This window comes from Methanolobus sp. WCC1, assembly GCF_045690315.1.
GTDB classification, from domain to species: domain Archaea; phylum Halobacteriota; class Methanosarcinia; order Methanosarcinales; family Methanosarcinaceae; genus Methanolobus; species Methanolobus tindarius.
This window is the reverse complement of sequence record NZ_CP146979.1, coordinates 655,805-675,653: the sequence shown is the minus strand read 5'-3', so window position 1 is coordinate 675,653 and position 19,849 is coordinate 655,805. Positions and strand designations below refer to the sequence as shown.

13 protein-coding genes are annotated in these 19,849 nt (G+C 36.1%); 4 read left to right on the top strand and 9 right to left on the bottom strand.

Translation table 11 applies throughout. From position 1 onward, the window contains the following. Window positions 1-201: 201 nt before the first annotated feature. Window positions 202-1,032, bottom strand: a complete 831-nt coding sequence (locus V7O61_RS03355) for a hypothetical protein (protein WP_407282711.1) — start codon at window positions 1,030-1,032, stop codon at window positions 202-204. Between the two features lie 167 nt (window positions 1,033-1,199). Between V7O61_RS03355 and V7O61_RS03350 the strand changes: the two genes are divergently transcribed. Continuing rightward, window positions 1,200-1,364 (top strand): hypothetical protein, encoded by a 165-nt coding sequence (locus V7O61_RS03350; RefSeq protein WP_407282712.1) that lies wholly within the window; start codon window positions 1,200-1,202, stop codon window positions 1,362-1,364. A gap of 109 nt (window positions 1,365-1,473) precedes the next feature. Here V7O61_RS03350 and V7O61_RS03345 read toward each other — a convergent pair whose 3' ends face one another. The 7 genes from V7O61_RS03345 to V7O61_RS03315 form a co-directional block, all read right to left on the bottom strand. Beyond that, on the bottom strand, window positions 1,474-7,764 hold the full coding sequence (locus tag V7O61_RS03345) for a NosD domain-containing protein (RefSeq protein WP_407282713.1): 6,291 nt from the start codon (window positions 7,762-7,764) through the stop codon (window positions 1,474-1,476). A gap of 1,030 nt (window positions 7,765-8,794) precedes the next feature. After that, the gene (locus V7O61_RS03340) at window positions 8,795-9,046 is read right to left on the bottom strand and encodes a hypothetical protein (RefSeq protein ID WP_407347439.1); all 252 of its coding nucleotides are present in this window, start codon (window positions 9,044-9,046) and stop codon (window positions 8,795-8,797) included. A gap of 4 nt (window positions 9,047-9,050) precedes the next feature. Next, a complete protein-coding gene (locus V7O61_RS03335) occupies window positions 9,051-9,230 on the bottom strand; it encodes a hypothetical protein (protein ID WP_407282715.1) in 180 nt (59 codons plus the stop codon). A 588-nt stretch (window positions 9,231-9,818) separates the two neighbouring features. Next, window positions 9,819-10,799, bottom strand: a complete 981-nt coding sequence (locus V7O61_RS03330) for a cytochrome c biogenesis protein CcdA (protein WP_407282716.1) — start codon at window positions 10,797-10,799, stop codon at window positions 9,819-9,821. 6 nt (window positions 10,800-10,805) lie between these two features. After that, complete coding sequence (locus V7O61_RS03325; RefSeq protein WP_407282717.1) at window positions 10,806-11,621, bottom strand: hypothetical protein; 816 nt, start codon at window positions 11,619-11,621, stop codon at window positions 10,806-10,808. Between the two features lie 21 nt (window positions 11,622-11,642). After that, entirely contained in the window at window positions 11,643-11,936 is a 294-nt protein-coding gene (locus tag V7O61_RS03320) for a hypothetical protein (protein WP_407282718.1), read from the bottom strand. 13 nt (window positions 11,937-11,949) lie between these two features. Beyond that, a complete protein-coding gene (locus V7O61_RS03315; protein ID WP_407282719.1) occupies window positions 11,950-12,555 on the bottom strand; it encodes a hypothetical protein in 606 nt (201 codons plus the stop codon). Window positions 12,556-12,980: 425 nt separating this feature from the next. On the opposite strand from V7O61_RS03315, the gene V7O61_RS03310 reads away from it, so the two are divergent. The 3 genes from V7O61_RS03310 (at window position 12,981) to V7O61_RS03300 (ending at window position 16,633) form a co-directional block, all read left to right on the top strand. Then, window positions 12,981-13,406 (top strand): peptidase domain-containing protein, encoded by a 426-nt coding sequence (locus tag V7O61_RS03310; RefSeq protein ID WP_407282720.1) that lies wholly within the window; start codon window positions 12,981-12,983, stop codon window positions 13,404-13,406. A 2-nt stretch (window positions 13,407-13,408) separates the two neighbouring features. Then, complete coding sequence (locus tag V7O61_RS03305) at window positions 13,409-14,134, top strand: winged helix-turn-helix transcriptional regulator (RefSeq protein ID WP_407282721.1); 726 nt, start codon at window positions 13,409-13,411, stop codon at window positions 14,132-14,134. Window positions 14,135-14,791: 657 nt separating this feature from the next. Further along, a complete protein-coding gene (locus V7O61_RS03300; RefSeq protein WP_407282722.1) occupies window positions 14,792-16,633 on the top strand; it encodes a P-loop NTPase fold protein in 1,842 nt (613 codons plus the stop codon). Window positions 16,634-16,672: 39 nt separating this feature from the next. Here the strand turns inward: V7O61_RS03300 and V7O61_RS03295 are convergent, their stop codons facing one another. Then, the gene (locus V7O61_RS03295; RefSeq protein ID WP_407282723.1) at window positions 16,673-19,834 is read right to left on the bottom strand and encodes a type I restriction endonuclease subunit R; all 3,162 of its coding nucleotides are present in this window, start codon (window positions 19,832-19,834) and stop codon (window positions 16,673-16,675) included. Between the last annotated feature and the right edge of the window lie 15 nt (window positions 19,835-19,849).

Genomic DNA, 19,849 nt, shown 5'->3' with positions numbered 1-19,849 from the left:
CTTAAGATGAGCATTCGAATGTAGCTGTTTGAAACAAATCACAGCTTGTTTTAGTATACAATGTAGCACAACATACTGAACAATCAATAATTAATATTACACTAGATAGGATGAAAATAAACATGCGAAATGTGCGCTGTGAATCTTCATTATATTTCGGTCTAGTTTGGATCCAAAATTGATTACATTGTTTTATAAGGATTAATCAAAAAGATATGGATAGTTCTTGTTCATTCTTTCAAGAATATAAAAGAAAGGAAGCCAGTAATGCTGTGCATCCTGCTCAGTCGCTTCCATTCTTTTGGCAAATATACTTCCTAGGATCTCTTCGGGAACATCATGATGTAATTCAACATCTTCAATGCCAGACATGTAGCCCTCAATCCATGCCGGATAAGGATTGAACATAGGATCGTTCACGTCTTCTATAATATTTACCAGAATAGCTAGTCTTGCACCTTTATCGCTATTGATAAAGTTTAGCACGAACTTAAATGCAAGTACATTATTGCAAATAATGTTTGCAAGTTGCTTTTTGTCTTCTGGAGTAAATTGGTCGTCTATCTTTGCAGTTTTAAGATTGCAGGTGTCACGCAGATAATCCAAATCGTCTTTATCAGGAGTGGAAGCATTCTCTGCTGGCAAATAATCGAGCGTTTCTATTTTAGGTATTGAGTTGCCAAAAGTGTCTATGAGTTGAGGAGCATTTGCTCTGAAATGGTTCGAAGTAATAAGTTGATCAAAATCATGGAAATTTTCACAGTAAATTTTTACAAAACTAATGAAATCATCTGTTATGAAAAAATATAAGTCTGTACCGTTTTTGAAGTCAGGATCTTTGTAAATTAATCCAATTTTAACTAACTGCTCCAGATGATTTGAAACACCCTTATTCTCTCTGATTTGATGTTCAACTCTTAAATATTCCCGAATATCTGCTTTTTTTGCTTTTCCATCGTGATCCAATAAAAATAGCAAGATTTCCTTTTTAGTTTCACCTACAGGATTTGCATTCCCCCTACTTCGTACCATAGTTTAAGTAATGAATTGATTGATTTTAAAGTATTGTATCATATACCCAGTGGGGTTGTATACCTATGTATTTCACCAATATTCAGACCATGGGGACCCTTTGTTAAAATAATCGCAATAAGCAATCAAGATGTTTATGTTATTACCAAATTAGCGAGGATTAATTGATGACTGAATCTGAACCAAGTAACTCAATATGTAGAAATAATACACCCATGGAATTCGTCAGGGATCACAAGGATATTCTGGAAAATCTGGCGAAGCATGGCAGCCCCATCGAACAAGCGATGGCAAAGGCTTACATGGAACTTTATGGTGATTCCTCTGGATAAAAGCTAAAAAGAAGAAAAAGCAAGATTTCTATCAACAACTGATAGTTTTCAGAGGCATTTCATAAAATTGATTAAATTTCACTCAAAAAAGAAAGCACAGAAGAAGAGATTATTCTCTCCTTCTCATGAGTAAGAATGCAAATCCTATAACAGATAAAACTGGTATCATAATCGTTGGAAACTCTGGAATCTCTTTCTGGGTTACAACAGTTGTCAGGTCTTTGGAACTGATAGGTTCTAATTGATCACAATACATAGTAACCGAGTTTTCTATTTGACCATATGCCGCAGTCTTAACAGTTATTTTGAAAATGATAGACTCTTCTGGCATTAAATTATCAATGTCAAAAATCACGGTATTCGTACTTTCATCAAATGTAGCTCCACTTGAAGATACAAAAATTAATTCCGAGGGGAGAACATCAACAAGCTGTACATTTGTTAATTCAACATTCTTCGTATTTTCCATTGCAATCTCATAGGTGAGTTCGCTGTCTAATAGTACTTTTTCAGTGTAATCTGTAATTGAAAGTATTACATCTGATGAATCATTAACAGCGATGTAATCGTATTTTGTTTCTGTAGCTATTTTACCTGCATTTGTTACCGTAAGAGAAACATTGTAGATTCCAGAATTATTATAGGTATAAATCAAATTCTTTGTATTACCATCCTCGTTGCCATCTCCATCAATATCCCATGACCATTTTAAAGCATTAGAAGAATTACCACTGAATAAGACAGTAAGTGGTGCTTCTCCACATGTAGTGTTCGCTGTGAAATCAACTTTTAATGTCCCATCATCTAAAGATTTCGTTTTAGCTGTCAGATTCACCCAAGTCTGATTTACATTCCCGTAAATGTCCACTGTGCGTGTACTGATGGTGTAATCTGTGTCAGGTTGCAGTCCGGTGGCATTGAAGTGCTCTTCCGAGATTATGGTCTGGAAAATACCATCGAGGTAGATTTCTGTGTAGTTGAAGTCGGTGTCTGCGGGATTGTTCCAGGTGAAGTTTATCCATGTAGGAGCGGATGCGGAGGTTAGGTTGGTGATTGATAGAGGAGGAATAGTATCCAGTTCTTCAACAAGAAGTTGTGTTGTAATTATTTGTTTTTCTTCCCAGTTTTCATCAATAACTAAAAACGTTACATTGTAGAGTCCCGCTTCTGCATATGTATGATTTACACACATACCAATTGCAGTTGAATTTGTTGTGTTGTCTCCAAAATGCCAGAAGTAATTGAGAACTATTCCTTCCGGGTCATAGATCGAAGAAGCATTAAATTCAACCGTGTCACCAGAGAATATCTGTGTCTTGTTAATAGTGAAGTTAATATTTTCAAGTACAGTTACTCTTCTAGCTATTGAAGTATCATTAACCCAATTGAAATTCATATTCCCATTTACATCGATGGTGCGTATACTTATCGTATGCTCTGACTCAAGCTCTATATCTGTTAGATTATATGACGCATCCGAAGTATTTGTTCCGAATTCTCCGTCAATGTAGACTATAGCATGGCTGAAATCGGTGTTATATGGATTCGTCCAGCTCCAGTTTATCCAGCTACAACCTGCGGTCGATTGGAGATTAATGATAGTTGAAGGAGCTGATATGTCGGTCAACTGAACTGTGTCCGTATAATCTACTGTACCGTCATTTCCAAAGTCATGCTCAAAAATGACCTCTGAATTGGAGATATTGCTCCAGTTTGAAACAGTAATGGATAAAGTAGAGTTTTCTTCAATGGCGATATTTCTAATGCTGTCGTCTGAATTTGGACTGGCTCCGATTTGTTCAAGATACAAATTGAATTCCTTGGAAGTCCCCTGATTCTTTATTTTAATAGTGCTTTCAACACTAGAAACGTTTATGGAACCTGAGGCTTCTATTTCAGAAACGTTTACACACACTATTTGTGCAGACTCGTTTGTTTCCTTTTCAATCATTAGATTCAATGAAGAAGTTCCATTTCCAGATATGAATTTAACACTTGAACCATCCTCTGATACCAATATTTCATCGACTGAATCTGGAGTTGTGCTCAGGTTAACAACCAAAAAACTACCCGGTTTATGGATATGCAAACATGCATTACCACTATCATTTCCATATACTTCCCTTTTCAAAGAAAGGTTTGATATATAGTATGATTCCACATTGTTTATTTCAGAACTATCCCCAAATGTATAGTAGGGCCGTGCACCAGGTATTTCATTTACAAACGAACCATTGACATAACCCAATTGCCTTCCTACTGAGTCTGTATAAAGCAGGTGTCCAAAACCATTCATTGCTTCATACTCTTCAGGTATTTCAGGAGTTGCTAAAATTGAAGATAATCTTACCAAGCAAAGATTTACTCCTTCATGTCCATTTCCATAATTATAAGTTGCAGTTCCATCAACCAAATCGACAAAAATACTACTATCTCCATCTCCCGGTTGTGATGGATCATAAATATGAATCTCACCAGTTCGGTGGTCTTCTGTTTCGGTAATTTCGTATGGGGCTACCATATGTCCTTTAGCATTATTTAAATCTCTTATTCCAAGGACCATCGGATCGACATCCCATTGATTAGAAATGCGATTTTTTAATTCGTCATAAATTGGTATATTGGATTGTAAACGGACTCCATTATAATAATTTATATCGTCTTGGACTGGAGCGCTGGTTACAAGTCCATGATAATATAATATCCAATCTCTGACAGTATTACTAAATGATGGGAATATTCCCCAATCTCTTGGCTTACTATCATATACGTCGTTTTGATTGTAGTCTAAATTCAGTGGTTCACCCATATCATATTGACCATTCCAAATAATGTCTACATAAAAATCGGCCAAATCTAAAGAACGCCTATCTCCCGGATTTTTAAACATACCAGAAGCTCGAGGACCAGCAAGGTCCCAAGCTTGGAACTCAGTTTGGAATAATAATAAGCTAGTTGCAGACATACCAAAACATACACCTGGGCTTGCAGATGTGCTATAGTCTTCATCATAAAAGCTTTGTGCACCCGTATTATCATCATCTAAGTCAACACCAAATGTATTGCGGAAAAGGTCCTCTGACAAAAGTGGTTCTCCATAATTTCCAAATTGGTAACCATCCGGAATCGGCCTAAATGTTGAATCCACCTCTAAAGGAGATACATCAATAGAGATTTCATCTGTTTCAATTGAATAGCCATTCGAATCTACTACTTCCAATTTAACATCATGTACTCCAGAAGGTAAACTTTCGTACATAGTATACACTTCGTCATCAGGAGCTCCCGAGTGTTTAACACCGTCAATGATCCAGTTGCATGTAAAGAGAGGTTCCCCTCCACTAATTTCTCCAGTAAAACGAATATATTCATCCGGTGTAAATCGATTCTGATCATTTGGAGAAGTGATCTTTACATCGAAAGGATAGTAATTAACATAAATTGTCTCAGTTATTGAATTGTGGTTGTCTGAATTATCAGTGGCTGTAATGGTTATTTCATTTAACCCTTCATTTAAATCAGTATAATGCAAGAAATGATAACCCAGAAAAGGATTAGTCACATCATGGCCATTAATAAACACACTTTCCACACCACTGTTATCAAAAGCTAGTACTGAAACTAAAACAGGAGAGTTGTAAATAGGAGTTGAATCTAAAAATGGAGAATGTATCACTATATAAGGCGGTGTAGTATCTTCTCCACCTATCGGATTATCCGTAAAATAATATCCCTGACAATCCCAGCCCAGAATCTCATCGGTGGATTCAATTTCATACCAGAACTCCCATGTATAAAGCCCCTCTTCATCCATCTCAGAGAAAGTATATTCATTCCAATCCCATATTTTTGTCTCAGCATGCCATGTGCCCGGATATAATTGCGTTTTGACATCTGAAAACTTAAGTGAATCTGCTATTTGGAAATCTACACTTTCATAACAAGCATATTTTCTTGTCCCATCGGGGAAGGTAACTCTGACATAGGTTTCAACCGTATAAGCTTCGGTAACTTCTGTTTCCGTTGACATTCTTAGTGTATCACCGGTCTCGAATCTATCAGCATTCATGAATTCCCCTGATTCATTGATTTTAGTGAAAGATAAATCGACTTCAATTCCAATAGGGTCTCCAAGCAAGAACATGTCTGCAATCTCAGGTGAAACTTCTATGACATCATCCATAGAATAGACTTTCAGATCCATGACGTCTGGATACGTTATATGACGTCTAATCCCATTTTCAATCAAATAAACTTTGTAATCATCTGTCTCCCTGATAAGCAAGCCATCCGATTCTGAACCAGTGGTAATAAAACGTGGCCCTTCCTCATAATCTGTGGGATTGAACACACTTGATGGCAGTGTGTTCACGCTCTCCCAACCCTGCACGGATGCCATCTGGTCAATCATATTCCAGTCAGTTATCCAGTAAAGTTTGTTGTTCTGGAACCAGTAGACCTCAAGATGATCTTGTACTTGAAGGAGAGACCTGTCCTGAATAGATGGTGTCTGTGTTGAAGAATAAGGTTCCATCAGTGGATATCTGTCTTCATTGCTCCCTCCCGGAATTGGGTATGAAGTATCACCTATACCATTATTATCTGAGTCAGTGCCGGTGTAGTCTGAGTAGTAGTTGCCTTCGATGCCGGAGTCCCATTGGTTGTTTCCATCATCATGTGCATTGTTGTTATTACCATCGAAGTTGTTGTGATAAAGCAGATTACCACTGGAATTTATTAAACGTATCTCAAAATCACCATTGTTTGATATCGTATTGCCTGTAATAGTATTGTTGTTGCCTTCCAAATATATGCCACCTTGGTCATTGCTTGATCCGGTATTATCACTGACAAGGTTACTGTTACTGGATACGTACATGAAAAGGCCATGGAAACTATTTGAAAAATCATTATTCATTATCGTGTTATCAGAAGAAGCATATAACAGAGTTGCACAAGCGTTGTCACTTGATGCGGTGTTGTTTAAAAGAGTGTTATTGTTCGAATAGGCCAGACGGATTCCATGCATACTGTTTTTTGAAGGCGTATTCTCTTTTAGTATGTTGCTATTTGAATGATTCAGATAGATGCCGTAGTAGTTGTTGGATGCAACACAATTAGATACAGAGGCATGTGATATTCCATCCCCAACATATATTCCCGCTTTTCCAGAAGCAGTTGCGCCACATGCATTGATACCTGATATATTTACCCAATCGGCGGTCACATCGAAAACCTGATCGTTTCCAGACACAGCATTTACCGTCGTAATAGATGCACCACCTGTTGACGTGATTGTCAGTTGTTTATAGACATCCACGTTCTCATTATATGTGCCTGGCTTCACCAGAATGGTATCTCCTGAATTGGCAGCATTTATTGCAGCCTGTATTGAGGAATAATCTGCAGTTCCATCGTCATCAACAGTTAGTGTCACAGCCGCTGTATTTTGGATATCTGTATGCAGGATTATAAGACCATTGCTTCCATCGGCAACGTATGCATAATTATCTGAAACTGCAACACCCCATGCATATCCCTCCGTATCATAACTGCCTGCAAATGTAGGTGCCTCTGGATTACTGACATCAACAATTACAAGACCATTGGTACCAGAAGCAACGTATGCGTAACTGCCTGAAACTGTAATGCCATTTACCCTACCAATAGAATCATAACTGCCTGCAAATGTGGGTGCTTCCGGATTACTGACGTCAACAATTACAAGACCACCACTATAAACAACGTATGCGTAGCCATCTGAAACTGCAACATCCCTTGCATATCCTGCCGTATCATAACTGCCTGCAAATATGGGCACTTCTGGATTACTGACATCAACAATTACAAGACCATTGTCATAAACAACGTATGCATAGCCGTCTGAAACTGTAACATCCCACTCAAATACTTCCGTATCATAACTACCTGCAAGTGTAGGTGCTGGTGAGCTGACATCAACAATTGTAAGACCAATATCATGAGCAACATATGCGTAACTATCTGAAACTGTAACGCCATTTGTCCAGCCAGCTGTACTATAACCGCCTGCAAATGTGGGTGTTTCTGAATCACTGACATTAAAAATACCAATACCACTGATACCACTAGCAACGTATGCATAACTGTCTGAAATATAAATATCACATATATCATCGTTTGTGATTAATCTACTGAGTTCGGAAGGTGATTCTGAGTCGGATATGTCTATTATAACAAAATCTTGTCCTTGGGTGATATATGCATGGTTTCCAGAAACAAATACTGCATCTGTGCTACCGCCGAAGTGTCCTTCAAACGTGATGTTCACCTCGTCTGCACTTACAGTGCTAACCAAACTTAGTATTAAAATTGCAAAGACAATAACAAAACCAGAAATTCTTAATAGATTGTTTCTCATTCACGTAACACCCATCTGTTTACTCCAGAATCAATTAATTCCACCGCCTAGATTGGCAACGACGTCCCGAATAATGTTATCTGCTGAGCCTATTCCTACGTTCAATATTGAAAAAACTAACAACAATCCAAAACATAATACAATACTAGATTTCATTTGCATCCATGCCACATCCCTTGAATAAAGTACCCACTAGGATGCATTGACACTTATGACAATTTAAAAAATAATATTGACAAATAAAATACCCAAAATCCACGTTACTCCACCATGAATCCCAAGTGAAATATCCTTCATTTTGATGATGTTTTACACTACATCCCTTTAATTTAATAACAAATTACTCTTATATAAATCATTATTAAATGAAAATATTTCTTAGCTAAAGAGTAAACATGTCAATTAGATGATGTATGTCATCTGAATATTCACATTAGTCACTTCCCGAACTTGTTCAAAATCCTAATTTTCATTTCAGATGACAACTATTATTTTTCATGAAAGAGAATAAGCAGACACTTCAACTTCTCCGGAATTCAATGATCTAAAGAAAGAGAATGAGAAACTCGATAATATGGACAACGCAAACCCAATGTCTGCATGCCAATATAGGGAGCTTACTGAATAACTAAAAGGAGAAGACAAAGAATTTACCAGATCCAAGATACACAGAGCAGTTTAATTAAAGCATTGATATACACCTCTTTTGAACAAGATTATGAAGCAGATTAAAGATAACGAAGAGAAAAAGTAAACATTCTATACTGGTGGGAAAGCTCTGTAAATAAAAAGACGAGAATGCAGAAAATATGCACTTAGTCAGAACTCAATTTTCCTTCTCAAACGAATATATTGCATATGATATTCTTTATGAATCTGATTCTTTATCCTACGATGAGATATCTAAATTATCTCATGTTAATCGTGATGCTATTAAAAAATGTAAGAAAACAATTGAAAAATCATTGCATCTATGATTTTCCATATATTAATTCCACCCTGCCAACATTCTTCTTATTTCCACCTTTTCTCAATCATTAAAAGGCAAACCTTGATAATGCAACAGAGAAATTAAACTATCATACCATTGGCGAAGACAGATTACATTAAGGGGGATATCTGCAGTGATCAACCAGGATTCTATACTTTTTCTGGTAGTCTTACTACTCAGACCTAATGGATTCAATTCAGACCTCTCAGCCCATCTCAAAAGGTTCTCATTCCAGGCAGATCTTGAAGGTGGCTTTTTATTGCCGAAGAAATAATCCAGGACATTCTCCATCTTTCTACCTCCATTCCAGATGAACATGTAACCTTTGAACCTCAACATACCTCATTCCAGACCAGAAACAAACATCAAATATAGTTTTAAGATAGGTTTTAGGAATAACTTCTCTGAGTAGATCCATTTCATAAGGTCCAAGGACCCTTTCATCGTTGACCATGATAGGCTCAGCTTTTATCATGCACTTTTATTATAACAGCAAGATTTTACTGTTTTTTGATGTCTTTTCCCTGGGAGATCTACAAGGATTCTGCAGGAAAACTTGTTGTTATAGGCTAAAATGACAGGTCACTCTCAAAAACTAAAAACCATATTAGTTTGTGCTCTGGTTGCCTCGACCCTCCAAGATCAGCAGGTAACCGGAGCAGGAATACAAGTTGAGGTTGTATATGTAACAGGTTATAGTTCCCCTGCTATAAAATATCATTTCCTGCAATAATCATTCACACGAGGAATATGCACTATGATAATTACAATTCACATGTTGTAACTTACAGCTCTCCTCCTCACCTACATCATGCAGATCTCCTCCACAACAGCCTCCCTTTTTGAAAGCCGACATTCCTACATCGAATCTCATGAAATAAATTCAGTAGAGATTCAGGACGGCTATCCAGTGATTAAATCTGCAGAATGCATCGTGTGGACAAACTGCACCTTCCATTACAGTATAGTACAAATGTAAAAGAAATCATTACCGAATAATTAAAGTGAGACCATATGGAGAACATGCTTATATGACCAAACAATTAAACCTGTACTATGATTTCTAAAATAATATCCATAACCCTAGTAACACAAGAAATACGCCACTGATTATTTTGATACCGTGGCGATATTTACGAATGTGTTTTGATAATGTATATCCCCCAATTAGCCCAACTCCAATAAAAGGCGTCAATACACCTAAGCTAAAAGCAAACAATAATGATACATCTTGTATAGTTCCATAACTCATTGTTTTGTTAAGTAATACCAGAAGCATAGGAATAGTACATGGAACTTTTATGAAAGAAAATAATACTCCAAGAAAGAATAATCCTCCGATTGTACCTGCATGTTTTTTAGCTGTATCTCGAAAATAGTTATCCATAAATATTGGTAACTTGAAAACTTCTATTAAGTATAAGCCTATCGTAATGACTATGATGCCGGTAATCATTGAAAATATTTCAGTGTTCGGAATTGACCTCTTGAACAAAATTAATCCAAGACCAATTGTCAAATAAGAAGTCATTAGTCCAAGACCAAATATAGTCGCTTTTACAATTCCACTTCGAACAGATTCACTTGTGCCGGTTGTAAAACTAAAAAGAAATCCAAGTATGGCCATTAAACAAGGTGACATCCCTGCAAATAATCCTAGTGAATAAGCAAATGGTAGACTTAATGTATTATTTATATATTTAAATTCTGGCACATCATCTTCATAATAATTAGTGATTAACAACTTTAGATTTTCTTCTGTAATTTCTTCTTTTGGAATTTTCGTTTCGTTATTGATAACAATGGCCGGAACCTCTAAAAATTCATATTTTTTCCATTTATTAAAACCATCTATTGTATTTACATCAATTCTTATAATTTCTACAAACTCATATTCTTTTTCGATTTGATCTATTATAGGATCAGTTATTTTGCAGTCATAACATCCTGTTTGATGGAAATACTCAATCGAAACATTTTGAGCATCTACTATTGAAATACATAATAACATTAAAAGAAAAAAAAATATGCCTGGTCTTGACATATTTCATCAATCTCCATTGACACTTAAAAGTTCAGTAACTATATATGATTTCATAGGAATTTCACGATATGCATTTTTAATTCCTATATCTTTGTATACATCTGAATAATTTGATTGAACGTTTTTATCAACGTAATATTCAGATTTGATTAAAACTCCTTTATTCAAATCAATCCATTTTTCACCAAAGGTGTTACCAACTGTTTTTAAAGAGACTGTTTTATTATTAGACACTGAACTAATATCCAAAATATAAGTCGTATTTGTTTCAATGGTAGCACAATCAAATTTACCAGCGGTCACTAATATATTCTCGAATCCTATACACTTATATGTTGTATTCCCGATAATCGAATACTCAAATAAATTTCCATCTACAACTTGACTTGCATTCTTGTTAAAATATGAATACCACACATCTCCTTCGGTTATTTGCTTATCAGGAAATTCTAGTATTGACACTAGTTCTGGCTGGATTTCTGGTATAATTAAGTTGTTGGAATTGACATCATTTATTGTACCACGTGATGTCATATTTAAAGAATAGTCTTCTTTGGATAATGCATTCCCAACCGTAGAATCAACTGATACTTTCAAATTGATATTGTCGTTTTTGATTTCAGCTACATGAATGCTTGTCTCTTCAGAGACTTCTGTACTTGGCTTTTCGATAGTAGCTAGTACATTATAGAAAAAAACATCTCCATTATTTAGATCATATTGCAAATCATATGCATCTTGTGTATTTGAATACGATTTTTCAATACATCCCCCTGATAGTAAAGCCAAGGCTATTAGTGCAATATATAATTCAGATTTCACATTCAATCCCCTAGTTAAATTTCATTTTCTAATATCATCTACTATAATAAGTATTAATAACAGAATGCCGAGCATTGCAATATAGATATTATTTGTTGAATTATAGAAAGACAATGCCGCACCAAGGATACAAATAACAGATACATATTTTGATAATCGAAGATACCTATTAAAAAGCATTCCAATGGATGAAAATACTGCTGCAAAACTAACTAACAACAAATAACTAGATCCATAGGTAAAATAATTATAAAATCCAATCAGCATTATTAAAAAAGAAATGATGAGGGGGAAATATTTCCCAATTTCAATCATTTTGACAATCTCCTCAACAATTATATTGATCAGCCATGTCACAACTGGTTTCGTATCCCATTGAACAACCACATACATAACAATCGCATAGTGAATACGTTGCTACTGCAGCTAGGCATACAACACAAGCAGCACCCATTGTTAATACACCACCTGTTACGCAAACAGCCGTGCAGCCAAACCCTCCGGCTACTATTAATGCAAGACATGTTGGACAGCCATTACCACCACGAACTACTATGCTTTCCCCGGTTTGTTCGTTATATGCGTAGGTCAATCCATCAGTATTTCCGTCTGCAGATTCAAATTCAAATGTTGCGATTTTAACAACAGTAGAATCTTCTTCGATAGTAACACTATATGTATCTATGCTTTTTTGTTTGTATCCTTCATTGATCAAATCTTGATTGAGTTTAATGTACATCTCATTTTCAAGAGCTTGATCAATAACTTTCTGTTTCTCAGTTCCTAATAATTCAACAGGTTCTGAAACTTTAGATGTCTCGCTACATGGAGTACCTGGTTCACATGCAAGTGCAGGAGCCACTGCAAACATTGTTACTATGAACATGGTCATCAATATCGAAACTATTTTAGTTCCTTCTTTATATATCTTCATTTGCTCTTACCTCTTTTCAATACTCCAGAGGCAAAAGTTACGCAAACTTTATACATTGTTAAAATAAACATAACTATGCCTTCGGGTAATTTGGGGTTCAAGTTGACTTTGAGATATTAGTTTGAACCCCACTCCACATTTTAATAATGTGCATTCAACAATTTTACTTGATTTTATTAATGTTTTGTGAGCCTAACATCCAACTGAATATGATACTCATTCATATCAATTTTTCATTTATTTCTGCTGAATACCTCATATTTTGGCTTATTTCATGACTAAAATCACAATATAATAAATCATATTTAAATAAATATTATTTTATATATTATTCAGTTGGATATCGTGTCCATAAAAAATAAATAAAAGACTGTTACACATTTTACTGTATTATTCGCGAGGAATATAATATGTATAAAACTTGTATGGCAATGTTAATAATTTTGCTTTCAGTCAACTGTGCTGTTGCAGATACGAATAGTATTTCAAATGAGGTTTTATCTTCTGATTATATTGTAACTTCAGCTAAAAATAATTATATCAGTTTTCCAGTATTGCGTGTCTCTGATACTATTACTCAAGGGGAAACTAATTGGCACACAAAAACAGTCAGCTCTGATATTACAACATTAACTGTAAATCTAAACTGGGGAGATTCTAGTGATTCACTCAGACTTATCATATATACCCCAGATAACAATGTACTTGGTCCTTTTTATGATGATGACGATGGGTCAATTAATGGAAGAATAAACATTGATATTACAAATTCAAATGGTATTGCAAAAGGTACATGGCAATATTGTGTATATGGTTATGATGTATCAGGAACACAATCTTATACCATTTAGTTATGGAACTGAATAAATGGTATATAGCTGGATTATTCTTGCTTACTATTTTTTGGTGTGGAGGAATAGTATCTGCTGATAATGGAGGATACATAATAACTCCTCATACTGGAGAATATCCAGAAGGTGCTGTTGTTGATGATGGCGAAGCAGAGCATACTATTACCTTTTGGTCCCTTCCATTGTGGATACAATTTACAGTAATCTCTGGATTGCTTCTACCTTTTTTAAACATTTTTAAAATAATTCCTTTTCTTCTTGGAAGAATAGCTCCTAAAAAGGATAACAATCAATCAGAGAACATTATTTCCTTTATAGTAGAAAATCCTGGGTGCACAGAATCAGATATATCAAGTAAACTTGGTATTAAACGAGGAACTTTACGATATTATCTTGATAAAATGAAATCAAATAACTTGATTTTTACTATTCGGAAAGGCAAGTATACAGGATTATTTCATAAATCTTGCCATGGATGCACACAACAAAATGTGGCTAGGTTACATTTAATAAACAACACAAGAAAAACAATAATTAGTACAATTATCAATAATCCTGGAGTCACTGGTCAAGAATTATCTTTTAAACTTGGATTGGATAAAAGCACTATTCATTGGCATGTTAGTGAGCTTCAGAGTGATAATATTATCTTTTATGAAAAAGAAGGAAAATTTAATAAATACTATCCTCAAAGTCATATATTTAACTTGGAAAAGAACGTCAAATAACTGAGGTTTTTATAGTTCCACTTTACCCACTCTGCAAAGAACTGTTATTTAATATTTTACATAATTAGGCATTGCTAATGATAATATTTTCAACGGAAATAATGCGCAATCGTTTACATGTGTATATGCTTCAAAAGAACGTATCTCCTTCTCGCCTGCATTCCCCTAATATCCTCCACAATCGTCTCTCTCTTTGAGAACCTATATCCCTGCATCGAGTATCACGAAGTAGATTCAGTAGATATGTAGGATGGCCATCCTCAGTGATCCGGAGGGAGAGGTCATTGACTTCAAGTGCAGATCTGGAACACTATACTAAGAAATAAAAGTTATTCAAAAACCTGCAATTATAAGATTTGAGTGATTTCTTCTGCAGAAATAGAGTACCTGTGATTATAGTACAAAATAATAGGGTGGTTTATTCTGCAGAGATAAGGAATTTGCAATTGTACCACAAAACAGCAGGTTAAATTATTTTCAACTCGGCTAACTTTGTGAGAAGAGAACGGTTTTCTAACGTTTATAGTGCTATCAAAATCACTCTGTAGATAGCAATTTGAAGATTGCACATAGTATTATTAAATTATTTCATAACGTATATATAGCAGGTCTCTTTTATAAATTTAAACAGAGTTTAAATTGAATTAGGGGAAGTATATGGGACTTAATTATTGGATTTCAGATGAACCAATTAATACGGAAGAAGATGACTTACTTCAATATCAAAATGTTGCAGATATTTTAACATCTTTACTTATAGACAGTAAACCTCCATTAACATTGAGAATCAATGGGGCATGGGGCACTGGTAAAACAAGTTTGATGAATCTCATGAAAAACAATATTGATGCTATGAATAAGTCGCATTTAAGAACAAGTTGGTTTGATACATGGCAATATAATGATGAAGATGAGATATGGAAATTGTTAATGATTTCTGTTTTAGAGGAACTTTGCCTGACGACTACAAATAGTTATGATGTGGAGTTATTAATTAATTCCGCTTTGAATATTGGAAAAACAGCCATTACTGCAAAATGTACAGGCGGAGCTAGTTTGATTACTGATGCCCCCGGTCTTTTAAAGAGTTTTATAAATATCGGGAAATCTAGGCAATCTACAGAACAGATGATATTAAAGGATAAATCAACATCAATAAAAAAGTTTAAAGATAAATTTGAATCTTTGATTGAAAAAAGGGTTGGCAAAGATGGTATATGTTTTATTTTTGTTGATGATTTAGATCGAATCCATCCACTAAAAATAATAGATATTATCGAGTCAATAAAAAATTTCTTGGTATGCAAAAATTGTGTTTTTATTGTTGGATGTGATTATAAGTACTTAATAGAAAGTACCAAACTGAAATATGTTAATCAAAATTTTGATGCAGAAGCATATTTAAACAAAATATTTCAAATAACTTATGACTTATCAACATTTAATGAATATCAAGTCAGCATTTATTTGAAAGATAAGCTCGGTCCATTCTTTGATAACACACAAGAGTTCAATAAAGCATGTGATTTACTTCGTATTTGTACCGGTGGTAATCCTCGAAAAATGAAAAAAATAACTAATCTTTATGTAACTATAGAAAATTCAAACACTAGAGGGCTAAATAATCTTATTTTATTGAAGTTAATTTGTTTCATAGAAACCTGGCCTGAAATTCATCAACAGTTATTGAATTCTTTTCTCTTTGGTGAATATAAATATTATGATTATGAAACATGGGCACGTCCCAAAATAAGCTTTAATGATTTCGCTAATTCTCATCCACCTGTAGAACACGATGATTATGGGGGACCAGTTGATGATTCGGAAAGATATGAAATCTATGAGAAAGAGAAACAACGTGCTACTGATTTAGTGAATAGTGAACTATTTCCAGAAACTGAAATCAGAAATGATTATGCATCTCTAAAGCATTTTTTAGCTAGTTCCCCTAGGTTTCCTAGTAAAAGTGATGAGTTAAAACAATATTTGTCTTTAATTCAATTAGTAGATTTAAATTCAACACGACAAATAGGATTAGATATCATCAGTGATTTGCCATCTATAGAAGATATCTTAGACGTTTTCAGTGAAACAATAGCGTTATTTGATAGGCAAAAAGTAAGTGGTGCATTTTTTAACTGCGAGCATGATGTCATTTTACCATCAAAAGAAGAAGTTAGTAAACTTCGATCTGTTCCTTATAGTAAAATAAAAATGCCGCGTAAATACGAAGGTAATTTAGGTGTATGGTTCTATCAAATTGTAGACTCAAATGAAAATGAGAGCTTTTTTGAATCTAAAATCTCGATGTTGGAGAAGTACCACCTTGAGGAAAACGGTATCCTCTGGATAATATACATTAAAAATTTTCCTCGTTCTTTCATGTTAACAGTAAATGGGAAAGAAAGACTTTTTCTGTCGACTTATAGGCAGTTAATTAATTTAAAGAATCACTTATCTTCAGGCTCTTTAATTAATGGGAATACAAATCCTAATTGATGTTATATATAATAAATTACTTCTCACAACAAAGTATGTTTAATAAAGTGCACATTCTATATTTTTGCTCCAATCATCAGACAATCTATCTGCTTGATCCAACACCAATTTTATCGCTTCCTCCTGCTTATCTGGAGGATATTTATAGCGCCGGAGAGTAATCCTAACAAGATTGCGTAATTTTGCACGGACACTATCACGCTTCTGCCAATCCACAGTTGTGCTTTTACGTAGCTTTTCTGTTAGTTCTTGGGCAATTAGTTTTAGAGTAACATCACCTAATTCGCGAACAGCACTTTCATTATCTGCAAGTGCATCATAAAACGCAAGCTCTGAATCATTGAGTCCTAATTTCTCACCACGTTTGGCAGCTTCACGGAATTCCTTGGCCATTGAAATCAGTTCCTCAATTACCTCAGCACTTTTAATCGAACGACTATAGTATTTGTTAAGTGAAGCTGTTAATCGTTCACTGAATTTACGTTCCTGAATTACATTGGTGCGTGTTCGTGAACGTATCTGATCCCTGAGAAGTTTCTGCAATAGCTCCACTGCAAGATCCTTATGTGGTAAATGTCGCATTTCTTCGAGGAATGCATCAGAGAGAATGCTGAGATCTGGTTTATCTAATCCTGCAAGTTCGAAGATATCCTCTACTCCTTCAGCAAGAAGTGCATTATCTAGGATTTGTTTGATAATCTGATTCTTCTTTTCCTCTGCAAGCTTTGTCTCACTGGTTGATGCTTTGGAAATGACTACTTTTACTGCCTGGAAAAAAGCAATTTCCTCACGGAGATCCATTGCCTCATCTCTAGTTCCACAGAGTGAATAGGCTTTGGAAATCGCAAGTACAATATCAAAATAGCGTTTTTTTCCTTCTTCAAGACCGAGAATATGATTTGCTGCAGGAAGGAGTAATTCCAGGGATCTTGTCCTGTAATTCGTGTAGTCGAATCCATGGAAGATTCCACGGGCCTTTTCCATTTCCTCTTTAAGTATAACCAGGGGTTCGATAGTATCAATAGTAGGTGCTCCTTTTCCACGATTATCGACATAGGTCTTCAGGGCTAATCGGATTTCTGCGGCAATACCGATGTAGTCTACCACAAGACCACCTTGTTTTTCATGGAATACACGATTTACACGTGCGATGGCCTGCATCAGGTTATGAGCACGCATTGGTTTGTCAACATACATTGTATGCAGGCATGGAACATCAAATCCGGTGAGCCACATGTCTCGTACAATAACAAGTTTCAATGGGTCGTCCGGGTCCTTGAAACGATTCTCCAGCATCTTCTTTGTCTGGGAGTTGTATATATGCGGCTGAAGGTGCTTTTTATCTGAAGCAGAGCCTGTCATGATTATTTTGATTTCGCCCTTTTGAGGATCTTCATTGTGCCATTCAGGCCTTAATTCGATTATGGCATTGTACATGTGAACACAAATATCACGACTCATGCCGACAATCATGCCTTTACCTTCAATTGAAGAGTTCCGGTTTTCAAAATGGGCGACAAGATCATTGGCTACTTCTTTTATCCTCTTATCTGCTCCTACAAGTTGTTCAAGAGCTGCCCAGCGGGACTTTGATCTTTCACGCAAGGCTATGTCTTCCTCGTCTTCCAGGACATCTTCGACTTCTGAGTTAAGTTTCTCTATTTCAGCCTGGTTAATGTCCAGTTTTGCCAGGCGGCTTTCGTAATAGATAGGAACGGTTGCGCCGTCCATGACAGCATCCTGAATATCGTAGATGCTGACATATTCACCAAAGATCCTGCGTGTATCCTTGTCATCGCTTTCGATTGGTGTCCCGGTAAAACCGACAAATGTAGCTGAAGGGAGAGCCGAACGCATATGATGAGCGTATCCGTATTTGAAGAGACCTGTACTTGTATCCAGTATGGCACGTAACCCATACTGGCTGCGGTGAGCTTCGTCGGCTATTACTACAACATTATCGCGGTTTGTGAGTTTTGGAAATGCTGTTTCACTCTTTTTGAGCATGAACTTCTGGATTGTGGTGAAGATAATACCACCTGAAGGACGATTTGCAAGGAGTTCACGCAATTCCTCGCGGCTTTCAGCCTGTACAGGTGTTTCTTTAAGCAGCATCTTTGCATTGATGAAGGTCCGGTACAACTGGCCATCAAGGTCGTTACGATCAGTGACTACAACAAGCGTAGGATTCTGCATCTGAGGCTGTTGCATCAGTTTACCAGCAAAACAGGCCATAGATATGCTCTTTCCTGAACCCTGTGTGTGCCAGATTATGCCTCCTTTCTTTGAACCTGGCTCTACTTTCTCGGCGTAGTTTGCACGTGGTTCATTTGCTTTATTGACTGCAGGCAATCCGGCAGCTATCACAGTGGCATGCACTGCTTCTCTTACTGCATGAAACTGATGATATCCTGCGATCTTCTTGATCTGCGTATCTCCTGCAGGCTCGAAAAGAATGAAATGTCTGAGATAATCAAGCAGCATTTCAGGATTAAAGAACCCACGAACTACTTTTTCCATTTCGTATTCCAATAATGGTTTATCATCTTCATTGCGAATTGTACGCCATGGAAGGAACCATTCATTTGTTGCTGTCAGAGATCCGACACGTGCATTGAACCCGTCAGAGATCACAAGGGCTTCATTGAATACAAAAAGATCAGCTATTTCTTCTTTATATGTCTGCAATTGCTCATATGCAGACCATATGTCAGCCTGCTCGGAAATCGGATTCTTTAACTCAATTACAGCAATAGGCAATCCATTAATAAACACAACGATATCCGGCCTGCGCGGTTGTTTCACTCCTTGAACTGTAAACTGATTGACAACAAGGTACCTATTCATTTCCTTATGCTCAAAGTCAATGAGCCTTACCCTGTCCCCACGCATCTCTCCATCTATCTCATACTCCACTGGCACTCCTTCCAGCAGCATCTCATGAAATGCACGGTTATTCTGCACAAGAGAAGGATGCTGTGGTTTGCTGAGGGTGTGCAGTACCTCTTCTAGTATTGAAGCCGGAACACCTGGATTTAGGCGATGTAATGTATCCTTCACACGCCCCGCAAGCAAGACCTGCCGGTAATCCTGACGCTCCGGCATAGGGCCATCATGAGCGATGTCTGGACCGTACTGATATTCCCAGCCGGAGTCCTGGAACCATGTTATGGTTATTTGTTCAAGTTTATTTTCGCTCATTTTGCAGCACCTGCT